The sequence below is a fragment of the Frigoribacterium sp. ME-P-080 genome, from assembly GCF_030209595.1.
Taxonomy (GTDB): domain Bacteria; phylum Actinomycetota; class Actinomycetes; order Actinomycetales; family Microbacteriaceae; genus Frigoribacterium.
The window spans coordinates 253,881-268,681 of the sequence record NZ_JARVRR010000003.1; the positions used below are offsets into that span (position 1 = coordinate 253,881).

Genomic DNA, 14,801 nt, shown 5'->3' on the forward strand with positions numbered 1-14,801 from the left:
ACCACCACGTGGTCGGGCCCTCTCTCGTCCGACGGGTCGCGGCGGCGCATGGACGCACGTCGACGACCTGGTCAGTCGTCCTCGACGATGCAGGCGGCCTCGAGGCCGAGGGCGAGTCGTAGCGCGACCGACACCCCGGTCTCGCCTTCGTCGCCCATCGGGGCGACGGCGTCGATCCAGAACACCGGGAGGGGCACCGAGGGCGGGTCGGGCAGCAGACGGTGGACCTCGTCCGCCTCGGTCAGTTCGGCCGCCTGGTAGACGGTGAGGAGCGGAACCCCACCCGCCCCGAACACCTGGAGGGCGTCGCCGCCGTCGATCTCGCGCACGCCGAGCGAACCGTCGACCGCGCGGGCAGCCGTCGCGAGGTCGAGCTGGTCGTAGACGTGCGGACTCAGGATGGTGATGTCGCGGGGCATCAGCTCTCGTCCTCGGCCGGACGCGGACGCTCGGTTCCGGCCTGGGACTCGATGCCGGCCTGGTCGCCGGACCGGGTTCCCGTCCCGGCATCGGCCTCGGTCATGGCCTCGGCCTCGGTCGTGCTCTCGTGCAGCAGGTCCAGTTCGTGCAGGTCTTCCTCCCACGCCTGGAGCAGAGGGCTGGCGACGAGCTGGGCGAGCCTCTCGGGGCCGACCGCCTCCAGCGTGCGGTGCAGGGCGTTCCAGCCCGACGTGGCCTCGTCACCCAGCGGCACGACGTAGGCGGGCAGGCGCGGTCGGCCGACCACGACGACCGGACGTCCGGCGTCGAGGGCGGAGCGTTCGAGGCCGAGCCGACGCACGGACGGTGCGCCGATCAAGAGGGCGACCGGGTTCGGCGGGGGGTAGGTCACGGCGCGGACGCACCGATCGGACTCGCCCTCGCGGGCGATGACGAGGGCGAAGGTCGGCAGGGACGACTCGGCGATGTGGCCGAGAGCGTCGGTCAGCCGGGCGATGGCGTCGTCGAGCGTCCCCTCGGTCACGTCGACCGTCAACGCCGTGGTCTCCTCGATGCCGTGGTCGGTGACCCGTGCGGTGATCGTCGCCGACAGGTGCGGCCCCTCGACGACGACCCGGACGGTCTCGGGAGCCTGGTGACGGGCGTGCTGGGTGAGGACCCAGCGGTCCCAGGCGTGGCCCAGGGGCTCCGTCGCCCCCCATCGGGTCGGGACGGTGCCCGAGACCGCCGCTCCCAGGGTCTCTACCGCACCTCCCAGGCTCGTGTCGTGGGACGCCCTGTGGAGCACCGTGAGGTCGACGCTGAGCTGGCAGGTGGTGTCGACGGCGTCCTCGATGAGTGGCAGCCACCCGGCGGACGGCACGACGGGCGCCGAGGCGTCGAGCTCGGTGGCCGCGGCGTCGACGTCGGCGTACGGCAGGCCCGTGAGGCCGTCCCGGAGACGGTCCTGGTCGTCGTGCACGGCCCAGACGCCCCCGGCGGCGACCAGGGCGGCCCGGAGACCGACGGTGAGGCGCGACCGTTCGCTGGTGACGAGCACGACGCGTCGACTCGTCGGGGGTCGACCGAGGAGGTCCGCGAGCGGACGACTGAGTCGGACGACGCGGGCCCTGCTGTCGACCCGGACGGCGCGCGACGAGATCGCGTCGACCAACGGGTGTCGGATTGGGGTGCCCACCCGTCGATTCTGCTCCGCGCCGGAGGGCCGTGACCGGATGCACGGCGGACTCGGACCAGCCCGGCCCGAGAAGGCCCGCGCGGCCTAGGCTGGGTCCCCGTCATCGCCAACGACCCTCGAGAGGCCTGCCATGAACGACGCCCGACGCCTCGACCGACGGCCCCGGCGGCCCGGTCCGCGAGCGATCTCGTGAGACGACGCCCGTACCGCAACGGCGAACGCCCCCTCGACCAGCGGGAACGCCGACGAGCGTTCGCGGCAGCCGTCCGGACGAGGCCGCCCCTCCGACCCACCGCCGACCGAGAGTTCGGTCGGGCCCTCGCGCGCCTCGACGAGCTCGTCGAGAAGGTCCTGCTCTCGGGCGACCACGACCGCTTGCTCGACGAGACGCGGGTGTCGACCTGGCCTCGCGAACTGGACGCCGTGGCCTCGGCCGTGGTGGACCGGCTCGATCCGCCGCCGTCGGTCGACCGCGCTGCGGTGTCCGCCGCCGTCGCGGACAACCTGGAGGCGCGCTTCGGCCTGCGTGCGGGAGCGTCCCCGACCGAGAGGTCGGTCGTCCTCTGGCAGTCGGTGGCCGGTGCCGACTCGCGGCTCGCCGAGAACGGGTGGGAGCGTGACATCCTCTCGGACGACCGGGAGGCGCTGGCCGAGTTCTTCGCCTCGGACGGCGATCCGGTGCGGGCACGTCTCACGCGGTCGTCGGGTCGCCTGCACCTCGAACTGCGGGGCACGAACGCACCCGTCGGCGATCGGTCGTCGTCCTACGCGGTGCTGTCGAGATCGAGCGCGCTCGTCCTCGTCGACGATCCTCGCGGACTCGTCTCGGTGCTGGACGAGAGCACGGCCGGTGCGCTGCGCGACGTGGTCGTGGCCTGGGGCGAACTGGCCGACCACCTCGACGAACGACGCGCCGAGACCGGGGCACGCTGAAGCCGGACCGTCTTGAGGCCGGACCGTTCTGAGGCCCGACCGTCCTGAAGCCCGACCGTCCTGAGGCCGGAACACCCTGAGGCCCGACGGCCCCGAGGTCGGACGGACGACGGACGACCCCGCCCCCGGAAGGGGCGACGCCGTCCCGACCGTCAGACGGTGACGGCTTCGGCTGCCTGTCGCGCGCCCGCGGCGGTGGTCGCCGCGACGGCGCCGGCCGCGAGCTCGCGAGCCTGGTCGAGGGTGTACCGGGAGAGCTCGAGGCGCACGTCGGCCAACGCGGCCGGCGTCATCGAGAGCGTGGTCGCCCCCAGCCCGACGAGCACGACCGCCAGCAGGGGGTCGGCCGCGGCCTCGCCGCAGATGCCGACCGGCTTGCCGGCTGCGGCACCGGCGTCACCGAGCGACTTGACCAGACGCAGCACGGCGGGGTGCCAGGGGTCCTGGTAGGCGGCCACGGAGCCGAGCATGCGATCGGCCGCCATCGTGTACTGGGTGAGGTCGTTCGTCCCGACGCTGACGAAGTCGGCGCTGGCGAAGATCTGGTCCGCGAGCACCGCGAGCGAGGGGACCTCGGCCATCACGCCGACCGTCTTCAGGCCGAGTTCTCGGCCGAGGGCGACGAAGTACTCGGTCTCTTCGGCGTCGCTGACCATGGGCGCCATGACCCACAGGTCGGCGGTGGTCGCCGCCTGTGCCTGCGCCAAGGCGGTGAGCTGGTCGCGCAGGATGTCTTCTTTGACGCGCAGGGCGCGGAGGCCGCGCAGGCCGAGCGCGGGATTCTCCTCGTGGGCGTCGTTCAGGAAGCTGAGCGGCTTGTCGGCGCCCGCGTCGAGGGCGCGCACGACGACCTTCTTGCCCGGGAAGGCCTCGAGCAGGGCCGTGTAGCTCGCCGTCTGGCTCTCGACGGTGGGCGCGGTGGAATTGCCGAGGAAGAGGAACTCGGTGCGGAACAGTCCGACGCCTTCGGCACCCAGTTCGATGGCCCCGGCCGCCTCGGCCGGCGCGCCGAGGTTCGCGAGCAGCGGGACGGTGTGGCCGTCGGCCAGCGCGCCTTCGGTGAGCGGCGCGGCGGCGGCGGCGGCGCGGTCGGCGATGCGCTTCTCGGCGTCGGCGACCTCGTCGGCGGACGGGTCGACCGTGACGACGCCGGTCGCGGCGTCGGCGACGACGATCGTGCCGTCGGCGAGGTCGAGGGCACCGGTCACCCCGACGATCGCGGGGATCGACTTGGACCGGGCGAGGATGGCCGTGTGCGACGTGGGTCCGCCGTCACGCGTGACCAGGGCGAGCACCTTGTCGAGGTCGAGCAGGGCGGTGTCGGCAGGCGCGAGGTCGGGCGCGACGAGCACGAACGGGGTGTCGCTCTCGGGCACCCCGGGAGCCGGGACGCCTCGCAGCGAGGCGATGACGCGCTGCGCCACGTCGCCGAGGTCCGTCGCGCGTTCGGCCATGTAGCCCCCCATGCCGATCAGGAGGTCCTGGAAGGCGGCGAACGCCTCGTGCACGGCGCGTTCACCGGTGCGACCGTCGTCGATGCGGGCCTTCACGTCGTCGGTGAGGGTGGGGTCCTGGGCCATCAGCGACTGGGCGTCGAGGACGTCCTTCGCCTCGCCACCGGCCTTCTCGCCGCGGGCCGTGAGGTCGGCGGCGACCGCGGAGAGGGCGGTGAGCACGGCGTCGTACTCGAGAGCCGCGTCGGCGGTGCGGGGATCGGTGCCCGGCTCGGGCAGCGGATCGGGCATCTTCTTGACGGGGCCGACGGCCACTCCACGTCCGACGCCAACGCCCTGTAGTGCCACGGTGAACCTCTTCGAGTCTCGATGGTGGGGACGTGCGGCAGGACGCCGGGCACGCCCACGGTCGGTCCATCGTAGACGGAACGTCCGGACGTCCGGTCAGAGCCGATCCCGGGCTCGACCGAGGTGGCCGGGCCGCGTCGCCCGGCCACCCCTACCCTGGACGCATGCGCGCGCCGTGGACCCGAGAACCGACGCCCGACCCGGCCGAGGCGACCCGCGCCTCCGCGGCGGGACGCCCGTCCGGACGCGCCCGGCGGGCCGGCTCACGCGTCGTGGGGTCGCGGCCGACGCGGGTGCTGGCGCGGCACGTCACGGCGAAGGGGCCGCTGCTCGCCGCCGGGTTGACCTACCAGGCGCTCTTCGCCCTGTTCGCGGCCCTGTGGGTGGGCTTCTCGGTCGCGGGGTTCGTCGTCTCGGGCGACCAGGTGCTCCGTGACGAGTTGATCGTGTTCATCCGCTCGGCCGTCCCCGGGCTCATCCAGGACGTCGACGGCACGGGCGTCGTCGACCCCGAGTTGCTGCTCGACGCGTCGGTCTTCGGTTGGACCGGCGCGGTCGCCCTGCTCGGTCTCCTGGTGTCGTCCGTCACGCTGCTCGGCAGCATGCGCGACTGCGTGCGCATCGTGTTCCGGGCACCGCAACCGGTCACCCCGCTCGGCCGACTGATCGTGCGCGACCTCGGCCTGGCCCTCGCCTTCGGAGCCGCGGTCGTCGTGTCGGCGACGCTGTCGCTGCTCAGCACCACGGCGGTCTCGGGCCTGTTGTCCGGGGTGGGCGTCTCGACCCGGTCGATCGCGGGCGAGGCGACCCTGCGCGTGGTCGGCATCGTGCTCGTGTTCGTCTTCGAGACCGCGGTGCTGGCCGTCCTGTTCCGCGTGCTGGCCGGGCTGCACATCCCCTTCCGTCGACTGCTCGCGGGGGCGATGCTCGGAGCGGCCGGGTTCGTCTCGCTGACCGTGGTCGGCGGCGTCGTGCTCCGCGCCACGGGGTCGAACCCCCTGGTCGCCTCGTTCGCGGCCGTCGTCGGGCTGTTGATCGTGATCAACCTGCTGTGCCAGGTGCTGCTGCTCAGCGCCGGCTGGATCGCCGTCGGCATGGACGACCTCGGCGTGCTCGCCGACCCGCATCAGGAGGCGGCCCGCCTCCGCCGCCTCGAGGAGGAACGGCGAGCCCAGGAGGCGCGGGCCCGGTCGCGGGGCGGTCGCCTGGTGGACGGCGCCCGCGGGCTGCTCTCGCGGTCGCTGCGGGCCGTCCGCCGGGGTGACCCGTCCGACGCCCCGGGCACGGGGTCTCCCGACGACCCCGGTGACGGTGCCCGCCGCTAGTCTGGAGCCCATGTCCACGCGCCTCCGTCTCGCCACCGTCAACGTCAACGGCGTCCGTGCCGCCTTCCGCAAGGGCATGGGCGACTGGCTCTCGGCTCGCGACGTGGACGTCCTCACGCTCCAAGAGGTGCGCGCCTCGACCGACGACCTCGAGGGCCTGCTCGGCCCCGAGTGGAACGTCGTGCACGACCCGGCCACCGCCAAGGGGCGGGCCGGTGTGGCCATCGCCAGCCGGGGCAAGGCCCACGTGCACCGCGTCGAGCTCGGCCCCGACGACTTCGACAGTGCCGGGCGGTGGCTCGAGGCCGACTACGAGATCGACGGCACCGTCGTGACCGTCGTCAGCACGTACGTCCACTCGGGCGAGGTCGACACCCCCAAGCAGGACGAGAAGTGGAAGTTCCTCGACGCCATGTCGGCGCGGCTCCCCGAGCTCGCCGCCCACAACGAGCTCTCGGTGGTGACGGGCGACCTCAACGTGGGCCACCGCGAACTCGACATCAAGAACTGGAAGGGCAACGTCAAGCGCGCCGGTTTCCTCCCCCGCGAACGCTCGTACTTCGACCGGTTCCTGGGGCCCGCGGGCGAGCAGGTCGTGACCGTCGACGGCACCGGCGGAGAAGGCCTCGGGTGGGTCGACGTGGGTCGACGCTTCGCCGGCGAGGTCGAGGGGCCCTATTCGTGGTGGTCCTGGCGCGGACAGGCCTTCGACAACGACGCCGGTTGGCGCATCGACTACCAGCTGGCCACCCCGGCGCTGGCCGATACCGTCGAGCACTACGTGGTCGACCGGGCGGCCGCCTACGACCAGCGCTGGTCGGACCACGCCCCGGTCGTCGTCGACTACCGGCTCTGACCCGCGTCCCACCCCGTCTCTTCTCGCACCACCCCGACCGAGGACCTCATGACCAAGCCCCGTCTCTTCTCCGGCATGCAGCCGTCCGCCGATTCGCTCCACGTCGGCAACTACATCGGCGCCCTCCAGCAGTGGAAGTCGTTGCAGGCGACGCACGACGCCCTGTTCTGCGTGGTCGACCTGCACGCCATCACCGTCCCCCAAGACCCCGCCGCGTTGCGCGCGCAGATCCGCGGCACCGCCGCCCAGTACATCGCCGCGGGCATCGACCCGGCGGAGTCGACCCTGTTCATCCAGTCGCACGTGCCGGCACACACGCAGTTGGCCTGGGTGCTCAACACCCTGACCGGTTTCGGTGAGGCCAGCCGCATGACGCAGTTCAAGGACAAGGCGGCCAAGCAGGGGTCCGACGCGGCCTCGCTCGGCCTGTTCGCCTACCCGACCCTGATGGCCGCCGACATCCTGCTCTACCAGGCCGAGACGGTTCCCGTCGGAGACGACCAGCGTCAGCACGTCGAGCTCACCCGCGACCTCGCCACCCGGTTCAACTCCCGTTTCGGCGAGACCTTCGTCGTGCCCGAGGCGACGATCCAGAAGGAATCCGCGCGCATCTACGACCTGCAGTCACCCGAGTCGAAGATGAGCAAGTCGGCGGCCACCGACGCCGGAGTCGTGTGGATGCTCGACGAACCGAGCCGCACCGCCAAGAAGATCAAGTCGGCGGTCACCGACGCCGAGCGCGAGATCCGCTTCGACCGCGGCGCCAAAGCGGGGGTCTCCAACCTGCTCACCATCCTGTCGTCGTTCTCGGGTTCCAGCGTGGCCGACCTCGAGGAGCGCTACGCGGGTCGCGGCTACGGCGACCTCAAGAAGGACGTGGCCGAGGTCGTCGTCGAGACCTTCGCGCCCGTCCGGGCCCGAGCCCTCGAACTCCTCGACGACCCCGCCGAGCTCGACCGCATCCTCGCCGTCAACGCCGATCGGGCGAACGAGATCGCCCAGGTCACGATCGACACCGTGTACGACCGCATCGGCTTCGTCCGCAAGGCCTGATCGTGCTGCCGTTCGTGCTCGCGTCGCCGACCCTCGAGTTGCGGGTGCCGAGCGCGGCCGACGTGCCGGCCATCGTCGACGCCTGCCGCGACGAGACGCTGCAGCGTTTCACCACGGTGCCCGTGCCGTACGGACGGCCCGACGCCGAGTTCTTCCTGCGGCGCATCGTGGACGACGGGTGGGCGACGGGACGCGAGTTCACCTGGGGGCTGCGCCGCCCGGGTTCGGGTCTGCTCGAGGGCGTGGTCAGCGTTCGGCTCCGGTCGTCCGACGTCGGCTTCTGGACGGCCCCCGCCTCGCGGGGTCAGGGGATGATGACCGAGGCGCTCGGCCTGGTGGCCGATTGGGGGTTCGGCGCCGGAGGGCTCCGAGAACTCTTCTGGGAGGGCTACGTGGGCAACGACGCCTCCGCGGCCGTCGCCCGCCGGACGGGGTTCTCCTACCAGGGCGTCGGTCCGGGGCTCCACCCGGACCGTGACGGAGGCCACCCCCTCTGCTGGAAGGCCCGCCTACGACCGGGCGACGCTCGGTCGGCGCGAGCCGGTTGGCCCGACCTGGGGCGCCCCGGGGTCCGTCCCGGCGGCTCGGCGGAATACCCCGTGGCCGACGGCGTTGACTCCCTCACGGATGCCGTCGACGGCGTCTCCCGCCCGTCCCCCACCGCGCACGCCCCGGCGCGCGACCGTTCCGTCCCGGAGGCACAGTGAGCATCGATCCGATCGACCACGACGTCCTCGAACGCGCCATGCGCCGGGCCGTCACGCTCGCGCGACGTGGGCCGGCCCGCGGCGTCAACCCCCAGGTCGGTTGCGTCCTCCTGCGTCCCGACGGCAGCATCGCGGCCGAGGGATGGCACCGGGGCGCCGGCACGCCACACGCCGAGGTCGACGCCCTCTCGCACCTCTCCCCCGGCGAGGCGCGGGGTCTGACCGCCGTCGTCACGCTCGAACCCTGCGATCACGTGGGCCGCACCGGTCCGTGCAGCGTCGCCTTGATCGAGGCGGGCGTCTCCCGCGTCGTCCACGCCGTCGCCGACCCCGGCGCGTCCTCCGGAGGCGGGGCCGAGCGGCTGCGCCGCGCCGGCGTCGAGGTGGTCGACGGCGTGCTCACCGACGAGGCCACCGAGATGGCTCGCCGCTGGTTGGTGACGGCCCGGACGGGCCGACCGTTCGTGACGCTCAAGTGGGCGTCCAGCCTGGACGGTCGCACGGCGGCGTCCGACGGTAGCAGCCGCTGGATCACCGGGACGGCGTCACGGCAGCACGTTCACGAGCAGCGAGCGGCCCACGACGCGATCCTGGTGGGCACGGGCACCGTGTTGGCGGACGACCCCAGCCTGACCGCCCGCGGCGACGGCGGAGAACTGCTCCCCGACCAGCCCCTGCCCGTCGTCGTCGGCACGCGCACCGTGCCGGCCGACGCCGCCCTGCGTCGGCACCCCCGCGACATCGTCGAGACGGGGACGCACGACCTCGAGGCCGTGCTCGACGACCTCGGCGCCCGCGGGGTCCGCAGCGTGTTCGTCGAGGGCGGACCGACCGTGGCCAGCGCGTTCGTCCGGCTCGGGCTCGTCGACGACTACGTCGTGTACCTCGCGCCCACGCTGCTCGGCGGCCCCCGGACGGCCCTCGACGACCTCGGTGTGGACCACATCGACGGGCAACGACGACTGCGCGTCACCGATGCGCACCCCCTCGGCGACGACCTGGTGGTCGTCGCCCGCGACACCCCCAGGAGCCCCGCATGACCACCACGCCCGCCGCATCGTCCCAGGTGTCGTTCGAGGTCGAGACCACGGTCCCCACCCGTCACGGCACGTTCCGCATGAGGGCCTACCGCGACACCCTCACCGGCGCCGACCACGTGGCGATCATCGCGAGCGACCCGGCCGGCCTCCCCCCGGCGGACGGTGCCCTCGTGCGCGTCCACTCGGAGTGCCTCACGGGCGAGGCGTTCGGCTCCCTCAAGTGCGAGTGCGGCCCGCAGCTCGACGCCGCGCTCGACACCATCCGGGACCACGGCGGGGCCGTCGTCTACCTGCGCGGACACGAGGGTCGGGGCATCGGCCTCGTCGACAAGCTCCGGGCCTACCGCCTGCAAGAGGACGGACTCGACACCCTGGACGCCAACCTCGCCCTGGGGCTGCCGGCGGACGCCCGGGACTACGGGGCGGCGGCCGACGTGCTGCGCGACCTCGGGCTCGGCCGCGTCAGGCTGCTGAGCAACAACCCCGAGAAGCGGCGTCAGCTCGGCGAGCACGGCATCGAGGTCACCGAACTGGTGCCCCTCGTCGTCGGCGTCGGTGCCTTCAACGAGGGCTACCTCGACACGAAGCGCGACCGCATGGGCCACGAGCTGCCCGGCCACCTCGGCTCCGACGACTGAGTCCGCGGCGGCCCCCGCTCCCGCGGCCCCGACGTGCGTCCCCACCGGGGTACACGCCGGAGTACGATGGACGACGGCTGTCACGAGCGGCCACCGTCTCACCCGGCCGAGCGATCCGCAGATCCCTGCACCGCGCCTCCGTCCGACCCGTTGCGCCGCACCATGCGCCCGGTCGTCGACGTCCGCCGGGACCTCGACCCCTGCCTCGGAGTGCCCCCGTGTCTGCCCCCACCGTCGACCCGTCGACGTCGTCCGTCCCCGCCACCAACAAGCGTTCGCGCGTCATCGTCGCGAGCCTCATCGGCACCTCGATCGAGTTCTACGACTTCTACGTCTACGCGACCGCCGCGGTGCTCGTCTTCCCGACCATCTTCTTCGCCAACGACGACCCCGCCGTGGCCCGCCTCGCCTCGTTCGCGGTCTTCGGCGTCGCGTTCATCGCCCGGCCCGTCGGGTCGATCGTCTTCGGCCACTTCGGCGACCGCATCGGCCGCAAGGGCACCCTCGTGGCGTCGCTGCTGACGATGGGCATCGCCACGGTGCTGATCGGGTGCATCCCGGCGGGCACCACGCCCGGTTGGGCCGTCGCCGGCCCGGCCTGCCTCGTCGTGCTGCGCTTCTGCCAGGGCCTGGGCCTCGGCGGCGAGTGGAGCGGTGCCGCGTTGCTCGCGACGGAGAACGCGCCGGCGAACCGCCGCGCGATCTACGGCACGTTCCCCCAGCTGGGTGCGCCCATCGGCTTCATCATCGCCAACCTGCTCTTCGTGCTGCTGAACACGACCCTCACCGAGGAGCAGTTCATGGCCTGGGGATGGCGCCTGCCGTTCCTGGCGAGCGCGGTGCTGGTGATCATCGGCCTCTACGTCCGGTTCAAGCTGATCGAGACGCCGGCGTTCCAGAAGGTCGTCGACTCGGGCAACGTCGCGACCCTTCCGCTCGCCCGCGTGTTCCGGTCGAGCTGGCGCCCCCTGCTGCTCGGCACGTTCATCATGCTGGCGACCTACACGCTCTTCTACCTGATGACGACGTTCACGCTGACCTTCGGGACGGCCGACGCCGCGGGCGACCCGGCCGGCCTGGGCATCCCCCGGACGCAGTTCCTCTGGATGCTGATCCTCGGCGTGGTGTTCTTCGGCGTCTTCACCCTCGTGTCGGGGCCCCTGGCCGAGAAGTACGGTCGCCGCGCGATGCTCATCTGCGTGACGGCCGGCATCCTCGTCTTCGGCTTCACGTTCGCCCCGCTGTTCGCCGCGGGGGCCCTCGGCGCGCAGGCGTTGCTCATCATCGGCTTCGTCCTGATGGGGCTGACCTTCGGACCGATGGGGGCCGTGCTGCCCGAGCTGTTCCCCACGAGCGTGCGCTACACCGGTTCGGCGATCAGCTACAACGTCGCGAGCATCCTCGGTGCCGCCGTGGCCCCGTTCATCGCCGTCGCGCTCTGGACGGCCGCGGGCGGCAGCACCTGGCTCGTGGGTCTCTACCTGTCCTCGATGGCGGTGTTGACCCTGATCGCGCTCGTGCTCAGCCGTGAGACCCGCGACGTCGACTACGACACGGCCGGCTGACCGGACGCGACGTGCCCTGCCGGCCGGCCCGCGCCTCCTGACCGGAGGCGCGGGCCGGTCTGGTGACGCAGGTGGATGTCACCGGGACGAAGTACGGTCGTAGTCGGCGGAGGCACCGCCCGCGACACCGACCGCCGCACCCGCGACGCCGGTCACCTGGCACGAGAGGCATCATGAGCTCCGACACGCGCGCGCGCACGACGACGTCCGACGGGAAGGAGGCGCGGGTCGACCCACCGGCCGCGCCCCGGTCGCGATGGGGTCGCCGTCCGCAGCCCGAGGGTCCGCGTGCCACGTTCCGTCAGCTGTTGCCCTACCTGTTCGAGCACAAGAAGGTCATGGCCGTCATCATCGTGCTCAGCGTCCTGGGTGCCGCGGCGTCGCTCGGTCAGCCGTTGCTCGTGCAGCAGGTCATCTCGGCCGTGCAGGAAGGCGTGACGCTCGGTCCCCTCGTCTGGGCCCTGGTCGCGCTGGTCGTCGTGGCCGGGCTGATCAGCGGGTTCCAGCACTACCTGCTGCAGCGCACCGGCGAGGGCGTCGTCCTGTCGAGCCGCCGTCGCCTCGTCGGACGCATGCTCCGGTTGCCCGTCAGCCAGTTCGACACGCGCCGGACGGGCGACCTCGTGTCGCGGGTCGGCTCGGACACCACCCTGCTGCGGGCCGTGCTCACCCAGGGGCTCGTCGAGGCGATCGGTGGCAGCCTCACCTTCGTCGGCGCCCTGGTCGGCATGTTCCTGATCGACCCCGTCCTGCTCGGACTGACCGTGCTCGTCGTCGCCGTCTCGGTCGTCGTCGTCGTGCTGTTGTCCGGACGCATCCGCGTGGCGAGCCGCCAGGCGCAGGAGAAGGTGGGTGACCTGACGGCCGCCGTCGAACGCGCCATCAGCTCGGTCCGCACGATCCGCGCCTCGGGCGCCACCGAACGCGAGATCGTCGCCGTCGAGCGAGACGCCGAGGGCGCCTACCGACGGGGGCTGCAGGTCGCGCGCATCTCGGCCCTGGTCGTGCCGATCTCGTCCGTCGCCCTCCAGGCCTCCTTCCTCGTCGTGCTCGGCGTCGGAGGTTACCGGGTGGCCAGCGGTGCCATCGAGATCGCCTCGCTCATCTCGTTCGTGCTCTTCCTCTTCCTCATGATCATGCCGCTCGGCCAGGCTCTCGGCGCCGTGCTCAGCGTCAACCAGGCCCTGGGGGCGCTCGGACGGATCCAGGAGATCCTCGACCTGCCGAGCGAGACCGACGGCGACGAGCGCCTCGCGGCCGAGGTCGCGACCCGTGAGGCGGGCGCCGGTGGTCTGGAGGCGGACGACGGCATCGCCGTCCGGTTCGACGACGTGCACTTCCGCTACCCCGACTCGCCGGTCCCCGCCGGGCCGGCCACGGGGGGCCCGCGGGTCTCCGGCGACCCGGTCCACGTCTCGGGCGAAGGCCCCGCCGACGACGACCTCACGGTGTTGCGAGGCGTGAGCTTCTCGGTGCCCGTCGGCAAGCGCACGGCACTCGTCGGCCCCTCGGGAGCAGGGAAGAGCACGATCCTGTCGCTCATCGAGCGTTTCTACGACCCGACCTCGGGTGCCGTGCGCGTGGGGGGCGCCGACGTGCGCACCCTCGACCGGCGCGACCTGCGGTCCCGCATCGGCTACGTCGAACAGGACGCCCCGGTCCTCGCCGGCACCATCCGCGACAACCTCACCCTGGGTTCGCCCGAGGCGACGGACGACGACTGCCGTCGGGTCCTCGAGGCCGTGAACCTCACCGCCGTCCTCGAACGCGGCGACCAGGGCCTCGACGCCCAGGTCGGCGAGGACGGGGTGATGCTCTCCGGAGGCGAGCGCCAGCGCCTGGCCATCGCCCGCACGTTGCTCAACGCGCCGCCGATCCTCCTGCTCGACGAGTCGACCTCGAGCCTCGACGGCCTCAACGAGCAGCGCCTCCGCGAAGCGATCGACGCGGTGGCCGAGAACCGTACGCTCATCGTCATCGCCCACCGGCTGTCGACAGTGGTCGACTCCGACCAGATCGTCGTCGTCGAGGCCGGGCGGGTGGTCGGTGTGGGCACCCACTCCGAACTGGTGGGGACGACGCCGCTGTACAAGGACCTGGCGAAGCACCAACTCCTCGTCTGAGGCCGGGCTCCGCGCGCGACGGGGCGCGGCCACGACACCGTGCGACGATGGCCCGATGAGCGATGTCGCCCCCGCGGTCCTGACCCACGTCGAGCGCGGGGTCGGTGTCGTCACCCTCAACCGCCCGGAGAAGATCAACGCGGTGACGCTCGAGATGCTCGGGCTCGTCGAGCAGGCGCTCGACGCCTGGGAGGACGATTCGCGGGTCTCGGCGGTGCTGGTGCGGGGCGCCGGGCCACGGGGGTTCTGTGCCGGGGGCGACATCGCGTGGATCCACGCCGCCGCCACGACGGACCCTCGGCGCAGCGTGGACATGTGGCGGCGCGAGTACCGTGGCACGCTGCGTCTGTCGCGCTGGTCGAAGCCGATCGTGTCGCTGCTCGACGGCATCGCGATGGGTGCCGGCATCGGGCTCGGCGGTCACGTCACGCTCCGCATCGTCACCGAACGCAGCTCGGTGGGCATGCCGGAGACCCGCATCGGGCTGACACCTGACGCGGGCGGGAGTTTCTTGCTGTCGCGAGCCCCGGGCGAGCTCGGCACCCACCTCGCCCTGACGGGCCGCGCGATGACGGCTGCCGATGCCCTGCACACGGGCTTCGCCGACCTGTTCGTCCCGTCCTCCGAGCTGACTCGAGTCCTGCCGGCACTGGCCGAGGGCGGCCCCGACGCCGTGCGGGCGCTGGGCACGACGGCGGGGCCGTCCGAGCTCGCGGATGCCGCCGGGTGGATCGATCGCGCCTATCGCGGCGACGACGCCGGGACGATCGTGTCCCGCCTGCACGAGCTCGCCGAGGAGGGTCTCGCCGACGCCGGAGCCGTGGTCGACGACCTCGTGGCGGCGTCGCCCACGTCGGTGGTCCTGACCCTCGAAGCCCAGAGGCGGGCGGCCCGACTGCCCGACCTCGAGGCCGTGCTGGGTCAGGAACTCGGCATCGTCACCTCGCTCGCCGCGTCGCCGGATCTCGTCGAGGGCATCCGGGCACGCGTGATCGACAAGGACCGCCGGCCCCGGTGGTCGCCGTCGACCCTCGCCGAGGTCGACGTCGAGGCGACGCTCGCGACGGTCGACTGGTCCACGCGGCTCTGACCGGGGACGAGTCGACCGCCGCCCCGCTCGCCGCTGGCCGGCTGCTCGCGG

The 14,801-nt window shown here is 72.6% G+C and carries 12 protein-coding genes and 1 pseudogene; 10 read left to right on the forward strand and 3 right to left on the reverse strand.

What is annotated here, in order from left to right; all coding sequences use genetic code 11:
- Nucleotides 1-71 precede the first annotated feature (71 nt).
- Together QRN23_RS06380 and QRN23_RS06385 are read right to left on the reverse strand one after the other, a co-directional pair.
- Nucleotides 72-419 carry a hypothetical protein gene (locus QRN23_RS06380; protein ID WP_159825430.1) on the reverse strand — a complete coding sequence of 116 codons (348 nt, stop codon included), beginning with the start codon at nucleotides 417-419 and terminating at the stop codon, nucleotides 72-74.
- On the reverse strand, nucleotides 419-1,618 hold the full coding sequence (locus QRN23_RS06385; RefSeq protein ID WP_277960222.1) for a DUF6177 family protein: 1,200 nt from the start codon (nucleotides 1,616-1,618) through the stop codon (nucleotides 419-421). The genes QRN23_RS06380 and QRN23_RS06385 overlap by 1 nt, the downstream gene beginning before the upstream one ends.
- Before the next feature lie 189 nt (nucleotides 1,619-1,807).
- Here QRN23_RS06385 and QRN23_RS06390 point away from each other — a divergent pair, with 189 nt between their 5' ends.
- A complete protein-coding gene (locus QRN23_RS06390; protein ID WP_285062940.1) occupies nucleotides 1,808-2,551 on the forward strand; it encodes a hypothetical protein in 744 nt (247 codons plus the stop codon).
- A 152-nt stretch (nucleotides 2,552-2,703) separates the two neighbouring features.
- Here the strand turns inward: QRN23_RS06390 and ptsP are convergent, their stop codons facing one another.
- Entirely contained in the window at nucleotides 2,704-4,353 is a 1,650-nt protein-coding gene (ptsP, locus tag QRN23_RS06395) for a phosphoenolpyruvate--protein phosphotransferase (RefSeq protein ID WP_285062941.1), read from the reverse strand.
- Nucleotides 4,354-4,517: 164 nt separating this feature from the next.
- On the opposite strand from ptsP, the gene QRN23_RS06400 reads away from it, so the two are divergent.
- The 9 genes and pseudogenes from QRN23_RS06400 to QRN23_RS06440 all read left to right on the forward strand — a co-directional run bounded on the left by QRN23_RS06400 (nucleotide 4,518) and on the right by QRN23_RS06440 (nucleotide 14,750).
- Nucleotides 4,518-5,678, forward strand: coding sequence for a YihY/virulence factor BrkB family protein (locus QRN23_RS06400; protein ID WP_123570466.1), 1,161 nt, complete (start codon nucleotides 4,518-4,520; stop codon nucleotides 5,676-5,678).
- Nucleotides 5,679-5,688: 10 nt separating this feature from the next.
- Nucleotides 5,689-6,534: an exodeoxyribonuclease III gene (locus QRN23_RS06405; RefSeq protein WP_277960225.1), complete on the forward strand. Its 846-nt coding sequence runs from the start codon at nucleotides 5,689-5,691 to the stop codon at nucleotides 6,532-6,534.
- 48 nt (nucleotides 6,535-6,582) lie between these two features.
- Complete coding sequence (gene trpS, locus QRN23_RS06410; RefSeq protein WP_123570468.1) at nucleotides 6,583-7,587, forward strand: tryptophan--tRNA ligase; 1,005 nt, start codon at nucleotides 6,583-6,585, stop codon at nucleotides 7,585-7,587.
- Nucleotides 7,588-7,589: 2 nt separating this feature from the next.
- Entirely contained in the window at nucleotides 7,590-8,294 is a 705-nt protein-coding gene (locus QRN23_RS06415) for a GNAT family N-acetyltransferase (protein ID WP_285062942.1), read from the forward strand.
- Nucleotides 8,295-8,332: 38 nt separating this feature from the next.
- A complete protein-coding gene (ribD, locus tag QRN23_RS06420; RefSeq protein WP_285063242.1) occupies nucleotides 8,333-9,334 on the forward strand; it encodes a bifunctional diaminohydroxyphosphoribosylaminopyrimidine deaminase/5-amino-6-(5-phosphoribosylamino)uracil reductase RibD in 1,002 nt (333 codons plus the stop codon).
- Between the two features lie 17 nt (nucleotides 9,335-9,351).
- Nucleotides 9,352-9,972, forward strand: a pseudogene (gene ribA / locus QRN23_RS06425) (GTP cyclohydrolase II); the annotation flags it as partial.
- A gap of 218 nt (nucleotides 9,973-10,190) precedes the next feature.
- Complete coding sequence (locus QRN23_RS06430) at nucleotides 10,191-11,537, forward strand: MFS transporter (RefSeq protein WP_056046434.1); 1,347 nt, start codon at nucleotides 10,191-10,193, stop codon at nucleotides 11,535-11,537.
- Nucleotides 11,538-11,710: 173 nt separating this feature from the next.
- Entirely contained in the window at nucleotides 11,711-13,660 is a 1,950-nt protein-coding gene (locus tag QRN23_RS06435; RefSeq protein WP_056046435.1) for an ABC transporter ATP-binding protein, read from the forward strand.
- Nucleotides 13,661-13,715: 55 nt separating this feature from the next.
- Complete coding sequence (locus tag QRN23_RS06440; RefSeq protein ID WP_285062943.1) at nucleotides 13,716-14,750, forward strand: enoyl-CoA hydratase/isomerase family protein; 1,035 nt, start codon at nucleotides 13,716-13,718, stop codon at nucleotides 14,748-14,750.
- Nucleotides 14,751-14,801: the final 51 nt, after the last annotated feature.

Bases quoted from the DNA above. Each gene is read 5' to 3' on its own strand.
- QRN23_RS06380 (WP_159825430.1), bottom strand. From the start codon at position 419: ATGCCCCGCGACATCACCATCCTGAGTCCGCACGTCTACGACCAGCTC.
- QRN23_RS06400 (WP_123570466.1), top strand. From the start codon at position 4,518: ATGCGCGCGCCGTGGACCCGAGAACCGACGCCCGACCCGGCCGAGGCG.
- ribD (WP_285063242.1), top strand. From the start codon at position 8,333: ATGCGCCGGGCCGTCACGCTCGCGCGACGTGGGCCGGCCCGCGGCGTC.
- QRN23_RS06440 (WP_285062943.1), top strand. From the start codon at position 13,716: ATGAGCGATGTCGCCCCCGCGGTCCTGACCCACGTCGAGCGCGGGGTC.
- QRN23_RS06435 (WP_056046435.1), top strand. From the start codon at position 11,711: ATGAGCTCCGACACGCGCGCGCGCACGACGACGTCCGACGGGAAGGAG.
- QRN23_RS06405 (WP_277960225.1), top strand. From the start codon at position 5,689: ATGTCCACGCGCCTCCGTCTCGCCACCGTCAACGTCAACGGCGTCCGT.
- trpS (WP_123570468.1), top strand. From the start codon at position 6,583: ATGACCAAGCCCCGTCTCTTCTCCGGCATGCAGCCGTCCGCCGATTCG.